Genomic DNA, 14,428 nt, shown 5'->3' on the forward strand with positions numbered 1-14,428 from the left:
ATCAGCTCCCTTGCAGCGGCGTGGTGTCCTGGAAGAAGTAGTCCTTCCACGATTGCGGCTTGTTCTTGATCGCGCCCACGCGGTAGAGGAATTCAGCCAGCGGGTAGGTGTTTTTCGGGGTGACGGTGAATTCGAACTGCGGGTTGTCGATGATCTTCAGCAAGGCTTCGCGGTCGATCTTGGCGTTGGTCACGCGGATGTAGGTATCCGCCGCCGCGCCCTTGTCCTTCTGGGCGAAGTCGGCGGCCTCGGCCAGCGCCTCGACGAAGGCCTTGTAGGTTTTCGGGTTCTCGCTGCGGAATTTCTCGGTGGCGAACAGCACGGTCGGTGAGTTCGGGCCCAGCAGGTCGTAGGTGTTGAGTACCACGTGCACATTCGGGTTGGCCAGCGCCTGGTCCTGGAACGGCGGGTTGGAGAAATGCCCGGTCAGCTCGGTACCGCCAGCGATCAGCGCCGCCGTGGCGTCCGGGTGCGGAACGGCGATGGTGTACTTGTCCAGGCGATTGAATTCCTTGTCGCCCCATTGCTTGGCCGCCGCGTACTGCAGGAACCGCGACTGCACGGAAACCCCCACCGCCGGCACCGCGATGCGGTCCTTCTCGGTGAAGTCGGCGATGGTCTTGACCTTGGGATTGTTGCTCACCAGGTAGTAAGGGAAGTTGCCCAGCGACGCCACAGCCTTGACGTTCTGCTTGCCGTGGGTGCGGTCCCAGATGGTCAGCAGCGGGCCGACGCCGGCCCCGGCAATGTCGATTGAGCCGGAGAGCAAGGCGTCGTTGACCGCCGCGCCGCCGGACAGCTGGGTCCAGTCGACCTTGATGTCGATGCCTTCTTCCTTGCCGTGTTTTTCGATCAGGTTCTGGTTGCGCACCACGTTGAGCAGCAGATAGACGATGCCGAACTGTTCGGCGATGCGGATCTCGCCTTCGGCATGGGCCGCCGTCGGCGCGACCAGGCCAGCGGCCAGCAGGCTGAAGCCCAGGCCGATGGCGGCCGCCAGTTTGCCCAGGCGCGGGAGGCGTTGAGTGGGTTGGGACATGGTGTTTCTCCTGCCGTGGGTGGCCGATCAGTAAGGGGCGTCGCCCTGGATGGTGGTGCGATAAAGCTTGCGGCGCAGATGGCTGGGGCAGCCGGCGGCCAGGTGGATCAGCGAGCGGTTGTCCCAGAACACCAGGTCATGGGGCTGCCATGGGTGGCGGTAGATGTTTTCCGGCAGCACGCTGTGGGCGTAGAGCTCGGCTAGCAGCTGGCGGCTCTCGTCTTCCGGCAGGCCGACGATGCGGGTGGTGAAGCCTTCGCTGACGAACAGCGCCTTGCGGCCGTTTTCCGGGTGGGTGCGCACGACCGGATGCACCACTTCCTGGACCTGGGCCAGTTGCTCCGGGGTCAGGGTCGGGCGCCAGTTGCCCTCGAACTTGGTCTCGCTGTAGCGCGCGGTGTAGGAGTGCGCGGCAAAACGGCCATCGACCGCCTTGCGCAGCGCTTCGGGCAGGCTGTCCCAGGCTTTGTGCATGTCGGCGAACAAGGTGTCGCCGCCCTCGGACGGCAGCTCCTGGGCGTGCAGCATCGAGCCCAGGCTCGGCAGCTCCTTGTAGGAGAGATCGGAATGCCAGAACTTGCCGGCGTCCCCCAGGCCGATGGACTGGCCGTTTTCGATGATGTTGGAAACGATGAGGATTTCCGGGTGCCCGGACAGCAGGAACTGCTTGAGCACGTGGATCTGCAGCACGCCGAAACGGCGGCTGAAGGCGATCTGTTGTTCGGGGGTGATGCGCTGGTCGCGGAACACCACGACGTGATGATCCAGGTGCGCGCGGTGAATGCGCGCGAAGTCCTGGTCGTTGACCGGCCGGGCCAGGTCCAGGCCGACGATCTCGGCACCGACGGCGCCGCTGAACGGGCGGATATCAAAAGCTTGTGCGGCGATGGGCGCGGCACTTGGAGAGGGTACGGACATAAATCACTCCCACGCAGAGCACGCCCGGTGGCGCGCGCGTCGATCAGAAACTCACGGAGGTCCCGTGTGGGTTCATTTCGTGCGGCGCGCCGATTGGTCGGCAGGTACGCAGGGAGTCGACTTTATAGATATAAGAACTTAATTTTAAATACCGTTAACGAATAACGATATGGCGATTCGACCGCAGCCGCCAAGGCCGGCACGAGCGCCTGTAGCCGCTGCCGCCAGGCTGCGATCGGCCCCGAAGGGGACGTGACGATTTCAATATCGCTGAAGGCCCTTCGGGCCTTATCGCAGCCTGGCGGCAGCGGCTACAGATGGCTTAACGCTCGTGCAGCGCCTCGGCACGGGCGCGGATGATCGGCTTGAGCAGGTAGCTGAGCACGCTTTTCTTGCCGGTGATGATGTCCACCGAGGCGACCATGCCGGGGATGATCAGCAACGGCTTTTCATCGGTGCCCAGGTGGCTGCGGTCGGTGCGCAGCTTGATCACGTAGTAGGTGGTCTTCTTGTCTTCGTCGGTGATGGTGTCGGCGCCGATCTGTTCCAGCTTGGCCTTCAGCCCACCGTAGATGGTGTAGTCATAGGCGGTGAACTTGACCACCGCTTCCTGCCCCGGGTGCAGGAAGGCGATGTCCTGCGGACGGATCTTCGCTTCCACCAGCAGGGTGTCGTCCAGCGGCACGATCTCCACCATGTCGCTGCCCGGCTGGATCACACCGCCGATGGTGTTGACCATCAGTTGCTTGACGATGCCGCGCACCGGCGAGGTGACCAGGGTCCGGCTGACCCGGTCTTCCAGGGCCTTGCCGGTGGCGCTGGCCTTGTTCAGTTCGGTGCGCGCCTCGTTGAGCTGGGTCAGGGCTTCGCTGCGGAACTTGCCGCGGGTTTCGTCGACCTTGCGCTGGACTTCCTTGATCGCCGATTCGGCACGGGGGATCGCCAGGGTGGTGGCGTCCAGTTGCCCACGGGTCTCGACTTCGGCGCGCTTGAGCCGCAGCACTTCCACCGGCGACACCGCGCCCTGGGCCACCAGCGGCTCGGACATGGCGATTTCCTGGCGCTGCAGGCTCAGTTGCTGGCGGTACTGCGCCTGCTTGGAGGTGAACTCGCGCAGTTCCTGCTGCTTCTGGATCAGTTGTTCCTGCAGGCCGCCGACTTCGTCGTGCAACTGCTGGCGACGGCTTTCATACAGCGACTTTTCGCTGGCCGCCTGGCCAGGCACGGCGGCCATGGCATCGGCCGGGAAATTCAGTTCGCGGTTGTCGATCTCCGCGCTCAGGCGCTCGACCCGCAGCAGCATCGACAGGCGATCGGCCTCGGTCTCGCCGACGTTGGACTTGAAGCGCGTGTCGTCCAGGCGGATCAGCGGAGCGCCAGCTTCGACGATCTGCCCTTCCTTGACGAACAGTTCGGAGACGATGCCGCCTTCCAGGTTCTGGATTTTCTGCACCTTGGACGACGGGATCGCCTTGCCCTCGCCCTTGGTCACTTCGTCGATCACCGCGAAGTTGGCCCACAGCAGCAGGAACAGGAAGAAACCGATGATGCCCCAGATGGTCAGGCGGATAACCCGCGGCGCATCTTCGATCAGCGCCTTGTTGACCTCGGGCAGGGGTTGGTCGTGCAGCGATTCGGTGCCTTTGAAGTAGCGCAGGATCGAGTCTTTGAAACCGGATTTAAGCAACACTGATCTGCCCCTTCTTCAACGCTTCCATCACGACTGCTTTCGGCCCGTCGGCGAGGATCTGCCCGCGGTCGATCACCAGCAGGCGATCCACCAGCGACAGCAGCGAGGCACGGTGGGTGACCAGCACCACGGTCTTGGCTTCCACCACGGCTTGCAGGCGTTGTTTCAAGCGTTCTTCACCCGTGTTGTCCATGGCGCTGGTCGGTTCGTCGAGCAGCAGGATCGGCGGGTTGAGCAGCAGGGCCCGGGCCAGGGCGACGTTCTGCCGCTGGCCGCCGGAGAGGTTCTGCCCGCGCTCGCCGACCTGCAGCTCGTAGCCCTGCGGGTGCAGGCGGGCGAACTCATGGACGCCGGCCAGTTCGGCGGCCTGCAGCACCAGTTCGTCTTCGACGTAACGGGCGCCGGAGGTCAGGTTGTCACGCAGGGTGCCGGCCAGCAGCTGGATGTCCTGGGCCACATAACCGATGTTGTGGCGCAATTCGCTGACGTCGATCTGCCGGATGTCCACGCCGTCCACCAGCAAGGCGCCGGAGTCCGGGGCATACAGGCCCACCAGCAGCTTGGCCAACGAGCTCTTGCCCGAGCCGCTGCGGCCGATGATGCCGATCTTCTCGCCCGGCTTGACCACCAGGTTGATGTTCTTCAGCGCCGGGTTCTGCTGCCCCGGGTAAGTGAAATTCAGCTGCCGGCATTCGATGGCGCCCTGCAGCACGTTGCGGCTCAGGGGGCGCTCGTCGAAGTTGCGCTCCTGGGGCAGCTCCATCATCTGGTCGACCGAGGCCATGGTCACCCGCGCCTGCTGGTAGCGGGTCAGCAGGCCGGACAACGAGGCCAGCGGGCTGAGGGCGCGGCCGCTGAGCATGTAGCAGGCGATCAGCCCGCCCATGCTCAGGTTGCCGTCGATGATCTGGTACACGCCGAAGACGATCATGATCACCCCGGCCAGCTGCTGGATCAGCAGGGTGATGTTCATCGCCAGGCTGGAGAGCATCTTCACCCGCAGCTCGAGACGGCCCAGGGTGCCGATGGTCTGTTCCCACTGGTACTGGCGTTCGCTTTCGGCGTTGTTGACCTTCACCGCGTCCAGCCCGGCCAGGGTCTCGATCAGGCTCGACTGGCGCTCGGCGCCCAGGGCCATGGTTTTTTCCATGGTGGCGATCAGCGGTTTCTGCAGGGCGTAGCCGATGCCCAGGGCAATCGGGAAGGCCAGCACCGGAATCCACACCAGGTGCCCACCGAGGATGGCGATCACCAGGAAGATCAGTAGGGTGAACGGCAGGTCAATCAGGCTGGTGAGGGTCAGCGAGGCGAGGAAGTCACGCAGGCTCTGGAACTCGTGGATGTTCTGGGCAAAGCTGCCGACCCGCGCCGGCCGGTACTTCATGGCCATGCCGACGATGCGCTCGAACAGCGTGGCCGAGATGATCAGGTCGGTCTTCTTGCCGGCCAGGTCCAGGCACAGGCTGCGCAGGCTCTTGAGAATCAGGTCGAACAGGTAGGCGCCAGTGATGCCGATGGCCAGCACCCACAGGGTGGCGGCGGCCTGGTTGGGGACCACGCGGTCGTAGACGTTCATCACGAACAGCGGCGCGGCCATGGCAATGACGTTGATCAGCAGGCTGGCGGCGATGGCGTCGGCGTACAGCCAGCGCGAACGCTTCAAGGTGTCGCGGAACCAGGAGCGGGCGCGAGGAATCAGCGAGCCATGGTTGACGTCGAATTTGTGTTGGGGCTGGGCGAAGAACACTTGCCCGCTGTAATCGTCGGCCAGCATCTGGCGGCTGACGCTGACCTCGCCACCATCGCTCTCGCTGAGCAGCAGGCGGGCCTTGTCTTCGCCCTGCCAGCCGAGCAGGACGGCGCTGCGGCCGTCCTTGAGCAAGAGCATGGCCGGCATGGCGATGGCAGGAATCTGCTCCAGCTTGCGCCGCAGCAAACGCCCCTGCAGGCCGGCGCGAGCCGCGGCGCGCGGCAGCAGCTCGGCGCTCAGGCGCTGGGAGGGTAAAGGCAGGCCGGTGGTCAGCATGGCCGCGCTGGCCGGCTTCTGGTGCAGGGAACACAGGGTTAGCAGGGCGTCCAGCAGCGGGTCGTCATGCATGCCGCGTGGATCATGGCTAAGTTGCACTCGACTGACTTCTGATTCCACGCTCGGCACTCTTTAACTGTCTATTGGATGAAAAGTACTCAATTCATCCCAGGCAGTTGGACCTTGGGCTTCACATCGTTCTGCACGACGGAAGCCATGGGTGCGACCACTCCCTGGCTCTTGAGCAATTCGCCCATGGTCGCCTTGATTCGATATTGAGTAAATAACTGAATGTTCTTGATTTCCGCCAAACGACGCGAGGCGGTGAACAGTTCATTCTCGCTATCGAGCAAGTCGAGCAAAGTGCGCTCGCCCAAACTGAATTGCTTCTGATACGCCTCACGCACGCTGGCGCTGCGATCGACATATTGCTGGGCGATCGGCACTTGCGCATTGGCGTTGTTCAAGGCGTTCCACGCCAAGCCTAGCTCTTCATTCAGAACACGCAGGGCGTTGTTACGAATATCCAGCGCCTGGGTGGACTGATAGGCCTTGGATTCCAGGTCGGCCTTGTTGCTGCCGCCGGCGAACAGGTTGAAGCGCATGCGCAGCATGGCCTGCCATTCGTTGTTGTGGCCGTCGATGCCGTCCAGGTTGTTGTCGGCGGTACGCCCAAGCTCGGCATCGAAGCGCGGGTAGAAGGTCGACTTGGCGGCTTCGTACTGCTTCTCGGCGGCGACGATGTCGGATTCGGCCGAACGCAGGATCGGGCTGTTTTCCAGCATCTGGCGCTGGGCTTCGTCGAGGCTGGCCGGCAGCAGGGCCATGAAGCCGACCGGGCGCTCCAGCTGGTCCGGCATCTGGCCGACGGCGCTGAGGTAGTTGGTCTGGGCATCGGCCAGGTTGGTCTGTTCGGTGATCAGGTTGTTGCGCGCCTGGGCCATGCGCGCTTCCGCCTGGTCGAGGTCGGCGCGGCTGCCGACGCCACGCTGGGTGCGCAGCTGGATCTGATCGTAGATGCGCTCGTGATTGCGCATGTTGTCTTCGGCCAGGCGCACGAACTCGCGCCGGGTCAGCACATCCAGGTACACCTGGGCCACGGTCAGCGCGGTGCGCTCGGAAGTGCCCAGCAACGAGTACGCCCGGGAATTGACGGTGGCTTGTTGACGCCCCACCTCGCTAGAGGTGGCAAAACCGTCAAAAACCATTTGCTGGAGACGTAAACTTGACTCGCTGCGGTTCAGCGTCTCCCAGTGATTGCTCGATCCTGCACGGGTGGTCGGGCTGTCGGTGCCTTCACGACCATAACCGCCCAGCAAATCGACCCGCGGCAAATAGCCGCCCTTGGCCGCTTTGAGCTGGTAATCGGCTGCCAGGCGGCTGTTAACCGCGGCCTGGATTTCCGGATGGACATCCAGCGCTTTCTGCATGGCTTCGGGCAGGGTTTGTGCTTGGGCGAAACTGGCGGCGAGTACGAAGGGTAAGGCTTTGAACAACTGCGGACGCATAGAGGGGTTCCCAGGACTTCTTGTCCCAAATCACAGCAAAACGAGGCGCTGCATCGGATGATGGCAACCGGAATGACCGTATATCGGAAAGTTCAAACCATGAACTGGGTCACACACTTTTAGACAGGTCGCCGCATGAATATCAATGTGACATTACCTTGACGATTGTTTAGGATGACACTCAGAAGGTCAATAGTTTGGCATATGGTTAATAGCAAAAAAATATAGCCAAATTATTGACAAGTATTCGCGTCAAAATCACGTGTTTCTACACTCTGAAGAACGTCCAGACTGCGTCGGCGTATGCCCGTCAGGAACATGGAAGTCTACTGAACGGTACCCCCCGGAGAATCCTCAATGAGCAGTGTTGTTGCTACCGTCAAAAGCATTGTTGGCCAAGTTTTCGTCGTATCCCCCGAAGGGGTTCGCCGCGTACTCGTTGAGGGTGATCGCCTGTACGTAGGCGACCAGGTCGATACCGGCCTGGCGGGCGCCGTCAGCCTGGAACTGGCCGATGGCCGGACCCTGGACCTGGGTCGCGAAACGCAATGGAGCGGTAGCGCTCCGGACTCCAGCACCGACCTGGCCGAAGCCGCCGAGCAAGCTGCGCCATCAGTCGCTGAGCTGCAGCAGGCAATCGTCGCCGGCGCGGACCCGACTACCGAGCTGGAAGCCACCGCAGCCGGCCCGACCGCCGCGGGTACTGGCGGCGCTGCGGGCGGCGGCCACAGCTTCGTGATGCTCGACGCCACGGCAGGTCGGGTCGACCCGACCATCGGCTTCCCGACCGCAGGCCTCGGCGCGGCGGGAACCGCGGCGCAAGACACCACCGGTGCGCTGACCACCAATGACAGCAGCACTACCACCGAGATCCTGCGCGACTCGACCCTGAGCCTGAGCGCAACCCCGACCATTACCGAAGCCGGCGGCGTGCTGGTGTACACCGCCACGCTGACCCAGGCGCCGCTGACTGGCCTGACCATCACCCTGTCCAACGGTTCGGTGATCGTGATTCCGGCCGGGCAACTGACCGGCACCGTCAATGTGCCGCTGGCACCGAACGACACCGTCTACAACGACCCGAAAGAGATCAGCGTGGGCGTCACCGGCACCACCGGCGGCGGTGGCCTGGTCGTGACCGTCGACCCGACGCCAGCCGTCACCCAGGTCACGGACACCGTGGACACCACCACCGTGACCCTGACCGCGGGCTCCAGCGTGACCGAGGGTGGCCAGATCACCTACACCGCGACCCTGACCAACCCGGCGCAGACCCCGGTCACCGTGACCCTGTCCAATGGCTCGACCATCACCATCGACGCCGGCCAGACCGTCGGCACCGTGGTGGTCGACACCCCGCCGAACGATGTCTACAACAATGGCAGCACCGTCAGCACCAGCATTACCGGGACTACCGGCGGCAACTTCGAGAATCTGGTACCGAACCCGACGCCGGCGGTGACTACCATCACCGACTCGCCGGACACCACCGGCCTGACCCTGACCGCCAACGGCACCGTCGTCGAAGGCGGCCAGATCACCTACACCGCAACCCTGACCAACCCGGCCCAGACGCCGGTCACCGTGACCCTGTCCAACGGCTCGATCATCACCATCGAAGCCGGCCGGACCGTCGGCACCGTGGTGGTCGATACCCCGGCCAACGACGTCTACAACAACGGCAGCACGGTCAGCACCAGCATTACCGGCACCACTGGCGGCAACTTCGAGAACCTGGTGCCAAGCACCACGCCGGCGGTGACCACCATCACCGACTCGCCGGACGCCACCGGCCTGACCCTGTCGGCCACCGGCACCGTCGTCGAAGGTGGCCAGATCACCTACACCGCGACCCTGACCAACCCCGCGCAGACGCCGGTCACCGTGACCCTGTCCAACGGTTCGACCATCACCATCGACGCCGGTAAAACCACTGGCACCGTGGTGGTCGATACCCCGGCCAACGACGTCTACAACAACGGCAGTACGGTCAGCACCAGCATTACCGGCGCCACCGGCGGCAACTTCGAGAACCTGGTGCCGAGCACCACGCCGGCACAGACCACCATCACCGACTCCGTGGACAACACCGGCCTGAGCCTGACCGCTACCGGCAGCGTTGTGGAAGGCGGCCAGATCACCTACACCGCGACCCTGACCAACCCGGCGCAGACCCCGGTTACCGTGACCCTGTCCAACGGCTCGACCATCGTCATCGAGGCCGGCAAGACCGTCGGCACCGTCGTGGTCGATACCCCCGCCAATGACGTCTACAACAACGGCAGCACAGTCAGCACCAGCATTACCGGCGCCACCGGTGGCAACTTCGAACAACTGACGCCCGACACCACGCCGGCGCAAACCACCATCACCGACTCCGTGGACGACACCGGACTGAGCCTGTCGGCCAGTGGTTCGGTCGCCGAAGGCGGCTCGATCGTCTACACCGCCACCCTGACCAACCCGGCCGGCACGCCGGTCACCGTGACCCTGAGCAACGGCGCCGTGATTACTATTGCCGCCGGTGCAACTACGGGCTCGGTGAGCGTTGCCGCGCCCGCCGATGACGTCTACAAGGACGCCGGCAAGGTCGAAGCCACCATCCAGGACGCCACTGGCGGCAACTTCGAAAACCTGGTGCCGAGCACCACGCCGGCGGTGACGGACATCACCGACACCATCGACACCTCGACTGTCTCGCTGACCGCGACGCCGTCCGTGGCTGAAGGCGGCACCGTGGTGTACACCGCGTCCGTGACCGCTCCGGTTACTGGTTCGCCAGTAGTCGTAACCCTGTCCAACGGACAGACCATCACCATTCCTGTGGGTGAGTCGTCCGGCACTGTGAACTTCACGGCACCAAATGACGCCTTGGCGGGCGGCAGTTCGCTGAGTACCACCATCACCGGTGCGACTGGCGGCAACTACGAAAAACTCGACGTTGATAGCAAGCCGGCGGATACCTCGGTCACCGATACGCCAGACACCACCAATCTGACGCTCAGCGCGACTGACACTGTGGCTGAAGGCGGCTCGATCGTTTACACCGCGACCCTGACTAACGCCGCTGGTACGCCAGTGACCGTAACCCTGTCGAACGGCGCGATCATCACCATCGCAGCGGGCGCTACTACTGGTTCTGTCACCGTCGCCGCCCCGGCTGACGATGTGTACAAGGATGCCGGCAAAGTCGAAGTCAGCATCAAGGACGCCGCTGGCGGCAACTTCGAGAACCTGGTGCCGAGCACCACGCCAGCCGTTACCGACGTGACCGACACCATTGACACCTCGACCGTCAGCCTGACCGCGACTCCATCCGTGGCTGAAGGTGGCGTTGTCGTTTACACCGCCTCCGTGACTGCTCCAGTGACCGGTTCGCCGGTGGTGGTCACCCTGTCCAACGGCCAAACCATCACCATCCCGGTGGGTGAGTCTTCCGGCACCGTGAACTTCACGGCGCCAAACGATGCATTGGCTGGCGGTAGCTCCTTGAGCACCACCATCACCGGCGCTACCGGCGGCAACTACGAGAAGCTGGATGTTGATAGCAAGCCAGCGGAGACCTCGGTTACCGATACCCCGGACACCACCACTCTGAGCCTGACAGCGACTGATACCGTTGCCGAAGGTGGTTCGATCGTTTACACCGCCACCCTGACCAACGCCGCAGGCACACCTGTGACTGTGACCTTGAGCAACGGTGCAGTGATCACCATCGCTGCAGGCGCCACCACCGGTTCCGTCACCGTCGCAGCGCCTGCTGACGATGTGTATAAGGACGCTGGCAAGGTTGAAGTCAGCATCAAAGAGACTGCTGGCGGTAACTTCGAGAACCTGGTTCCGAGCACTACCCCAGCCGTGACTGATGTCACCGATACCATCGATACCTCGACTGTTTCCCTGACCGCGACTCCATCCGTGGCTGAAGGCGGCACCGTGGTGTACACCGCGTCGGTCACCGCTCCAGTGACTGGCTCGCCTGTTGTGGTGACCCTGTCCAACGGCCAGACCATCACCATTCCAGTGGGCGAGTCCTCCGGCACCGTCAATATCACGGCACCTAACGATGCCCTCGCCGGCGGCAGCTCCCTGAGCGCGACCATCACCGGTGCAACAGGCGGTAACTACGAGAAACTGGACGTTGACGGCAAGCCTGCCGAGACCTCGGTTACTGATACTCCGGATACCACCACTCTGAGCCTGACAGCGACTGACACTGTCGCTGAAGGCGGTTCGATCGTTTACACCGCAACGCTGACCAATGCTGCTGGTACGCCAGTGACCGTGACTCTGTCGAACGGTGCGGTGATCACCATTGCAGCGGGTGCCACCACCGGCTCTGTGACCGTCGCAGCACCGGCTGACGATGTGTACAAGGATGCGGGCAAAGTTGAAGTCAGCATCAAAGAGACTGCTGGCGGTAATTTCGAGAACCTGCTTCCGAGCACTACCCCGGCCGTGACTGATGTCACTGACACCATCGATACCTCGACCGTCAGCCTGACCGCTACGCCTAGCGTTGCTGAAGGTGGAGTTGTCGTTTACACCGCGTCCGTAACGGCTCCAGTGACCGGCTCGCCAGTGGTCGTCACCCTGTCCAACGGACAAACCATCACCATCCCGGTAGGCGAATCTTCCGGCACTGCGAACTTCACGGCGCCAAACGATGCTCTCGCTGGCGGCATCTCCCTGAGCACCACCATTACCGGCGCTACCGGCGGCAACTACGAGAAGCTGGACGTCGACGGTAAGCCTGCCGAGACTTCGGTTACCGACACCCCGGACACTACCAATCTGAGCCTCAGCGCGACCGACACCGTGGCCGAGGGTGGTTCGATTGTTTATACCGCTACCCTGACTAACGCTGCCGGTACTCCGGTGACCGTAACCCTGTCGAACGGCGCGGTGATTACTATCGCTGCCGGCACCACTACTGGTTCCGTGACCGTCGCAGCGCCTGCTGACGATGTGTACAAGGATGCGGGCAAAGTTGAAGTCAGCATCAAAGAGACTGCTGGCGGTAATTTCGAGAACCTGGTTCCGAGCACTACCCCGGCCGTGACTGATGTCACTGACACCATCGATACCTCGACCGTCAGCCTGACCGCTACGCCTAGCGTTGCTGAAGGTGGAGTTGTCGTTTACACCGCGTCCGTAACGGCTCCAGTGACCGGCTCGCCTGTAGTCGTAACCCTGTCGAATGGCCAAACCATTACCATTCCGGTGGGCGAATCGTCCGCTACCGTGAACTTCACGGCACCAAACGATGCTCTCGCTGGCGGCAGCTCCCTGAGCACAACAATCACTGGCGCCACCGGCGGCAACTACGAGAAGTTGGATGTCGACGGCAAGCCTGCCGAGACCTCGGTTACTGACACTCCGGACACCACCACCCTCAGCCTGACAGCGACTGACACTGTCGCTGAAGGCGGTTCGATCGTTTACACCGCGACGCTGACTAACGCAGCCGGCACTCCGGTAACCGTGACCTTGTCGAACGGTGCCGTAATCAATATTGCCGCCGGTGCCACCACCGGTTCTGTCACCGTCGCGGCCCCTGCGGACGATGTGTACAAGGACGCCGGCAAGGTTGAGGTGAGCATCAAGGACGCTACCGGCGGCAACTTTGAAAACCTGGTGCCAAGCACCACGCCTGCCGTCACCGATGTGACCGACACCATCGACACCTCGACCGTCAGCCTCACCGCAACCGCGACTGTCGCCGAAGGCGAAACCGTGGTCTACACCGCGTCGGTTACTGCTCCAGTGACCGGCTCGCCAGTGGTCGTAACGCTGTCGAACGGCCAGACCATTACCATCCCGGTCGGCGAAAGCAGCGGGTCGGTGAACTTCGTTGCCCCGAACAGCCCACTGGCGGGCGGCAGCTCCCTGAGCACCACCATCACAAGCGCTACCGGCGGCAACTACGAAAAACTGGATGTCGACAGCAAGCCTGCCGACACTTCGGTCACTGATACTCCGGATACCACTACCCTCAGCCTGACTGCGACCGATACCGTGGCTGAGGGTGGGTCCATTGTTTACACCGCGACCCTCACCAATGCCGCCGGCACTCCGGTGACCGTGACTCTGAGCAATGGCGCGATCATCACCATCGCAGCGGGTGCGACCACAGGCTCCATCACCGTCGCGGCTCCAGCTGATGATGTGTACAAGGACGCCGGCAAGGTCGAAGCGACCATCAAGGACGCCACAGGTGGCAACTTCGAGAACCTGGTGCCGAGCACCACACCTGCCGTCACTGATGTCACCGATACCATCGATACTTCGACTGTTTCGCTGACCGCTACTCCGTCTGTAGCTGAAGGCGGTGTTGTTGTTTACACCGCATCCGTGACTGCGCCGGTTACTGGCTCGCCAGTTGTGGTAACTCTGTCCAATGGCCAGACCATCACCATTCCGGTGGGCGAGTCGTCCGGTACCGTGAACTTCACCGCACCAAACGATGCCCTGGCGGGCGGTAGCTCCCTGAGCACCACCATCACCGGCGCTACCGGCGGCAACTACGAGAAGCTGGATGTTGATAGCAAGCCAGCGGAGACCTCGGTTACCGATACCCCGGACACCACCAATCTGAGCCTCAGCGCGACCGACACCGTGGCCGAGGGTGGTTCGATTGTTTACACCGCTACCCTGACCAACGCCGCTGGCACGCCGGTGACTGTAACGCTCTCCAACGGCGCAGTGATTACCATCGCCGCCGGCGCTACGACTGGCTCCGTGACCGTGGCCGCCCCAGCCGATGACGTGTACAAGGACGCTGGCAAGGTTGAAGTCACCATCAAGGACGCCGCTGGCGGTAATTTCGAGAATCTGGTGCCAAGCACTACTCCGGCTGTGACTGACGTCACCGACACCATCGATACCTCGACCGTCAGCCTGACCGCCACTCCTAGCGTCGCCGAAGGCGGCACCGTGGTTTACACCGCGTCGGTCACCGCTCCAGTAACCGGTTCCCCGGTAGTCGTCACTCTGTCCAACGGTCAGACCATCACCATTCCGGTGGGCGAGTCTTCCGGCACCGTGAATTTCACCGCGCCGAACGATGCCCTGGCGGGCGGTAGCTCCCTGAGCACTACCATCACCGACGCGACTGGCGGTAACTACGAAAAACTCGATGTCGACAGCAAACCTGCCGAGACTTCGGTTACCGATACTCCGGATACCACCACCCTCAGCCTGGCTGCGACCGATACCGTGGCAGAAGGCGGCTCGATTGTTTACAC

At 62.8% G+C, this 14,428-nt stretch carries 6 protein-coding genes; 1 reads left to right on the plus strand and 5 read right to left on the minus strand.

Translation table 11 applies throughout. The features are described 5' to 3' along the window. Nucleotide 1: 1 nt before the first annotated feature. The 5 genes from AC07VU_RS10440 to AC07VU_RS10460 all read right to left on the minus strand — a co-directional run bounded on the left by AC07VU_RS10440 (nucleotide 2) and on the right by AC07VU_RS10460 (nucleotide 7,181). A complete protein-coding gene (locus AC07VU_RS10440; protein ID WP_495029825.1) occupies nucleotides 2-1,039 on the minus strand; it encodes an ABC transporter substrate-binding protein in 1,038 nt (345 codons plus the stop codon). A 27-nt stretch (nucleotides 1,040-1,066) separates the two neighbouring features. Further along, nucleotides 1,067-1,957, minus strand: coding sequence for a TauD/TfdA dioxygenase family protein (locus tag AC07VU_RS10445; protein WP_495029826.1), 891 nt, complete (start codon nucleotides 1,955-1,957; stop codon nucleotides 1,067-1,069). A gap of 322 nt (nucleotides 1,958-2,279) precedes the next feature. Then, the gene (locus tag AC07VU_RS10450; RefSeq protein ID WP_007928658.1) at nucleotides 2,280-3,647 is read right to left on the minus strand and encodes an HlyD family type I secretion periplasmic adaptor subunit; all 1,368 of its coding nucleotides are present in this window, start codon (nucleotides 3,645-3,647) and stop codon (nucleotides 2,280-2,282) included. Continuing rightward, nucleotides 3,637-5,793, minus strand: coding sequence for a type I secretion system permease/ATPase (locus tag AC07VU_RS10455; RefSeq protein ID WP_277589953.1), 2,157 nt, complete (start codon nucleotides 5,791-5,793; stop codon nucleotides 3,637-3,639). The genes AC07VU_RS10450 and AC07VU_RS10455 overlap by 11 nt, the downstream gene beginning before the upstream one ends. A gap of 38 nt (nucleotides 5,794-5,831) precedes the next feature. Continuing rightward, on the minus strand, nucleotides 5,832-7,181 hold the full coding sequence (locus AC07VU_RS10460) for a TolC family outer membrane protein (RefSeq protein ID WP_007928660.1): 1,350 nt from the start codon (nucleotides 7,179-7,181) through the stop codon (nucleotides 5,832-5,834). Nucleotides 7,182-7,538: 357 nt separating this feature from the next. Between AC07VU_RS10460 and AC07VU_RS10465 the strand changes: the two genes are divergently transcribed. Further along, on the plus strand, nucleotides 7,539-14,428 hold a 6,890-nt coding region (locus AC07VU_RS10465), incomplete at its 3' end, for a retention module-containing protein (protein ID WP_495029827.1).

This window comes from Pseudomonas sp. GW821-FHT02B10, from assembly GCF_059421865.1.

What these genes read in the sequence shown, in the direction of transcription:
- AC07VU_RS10440 (WP_495029825.1), bottom strand. Translation starts at nt 1,039, where the DNA reads ATGTCCCAACCCACTCAACGCCTCCCGCGCCTGGGCAAACTGGCGGCC.
- AC07VU_RS10445 (WP_495029826.1), bottom strand. Translation starts at nt 1,957, where the DNA reads ATGTCCGTACCCTCTCCAAGTGCCGCGCCCATCGCCGCACAAGCTTTT.
- AC07VU_RS10460 (WP_007928660.1), bottom strand. Translation starts at nt 7,181, where the DNA reads ATGCGTCCGCAGTTGTTCAAAGCCTTACCCTTCGTACTCGCCGCCAGT.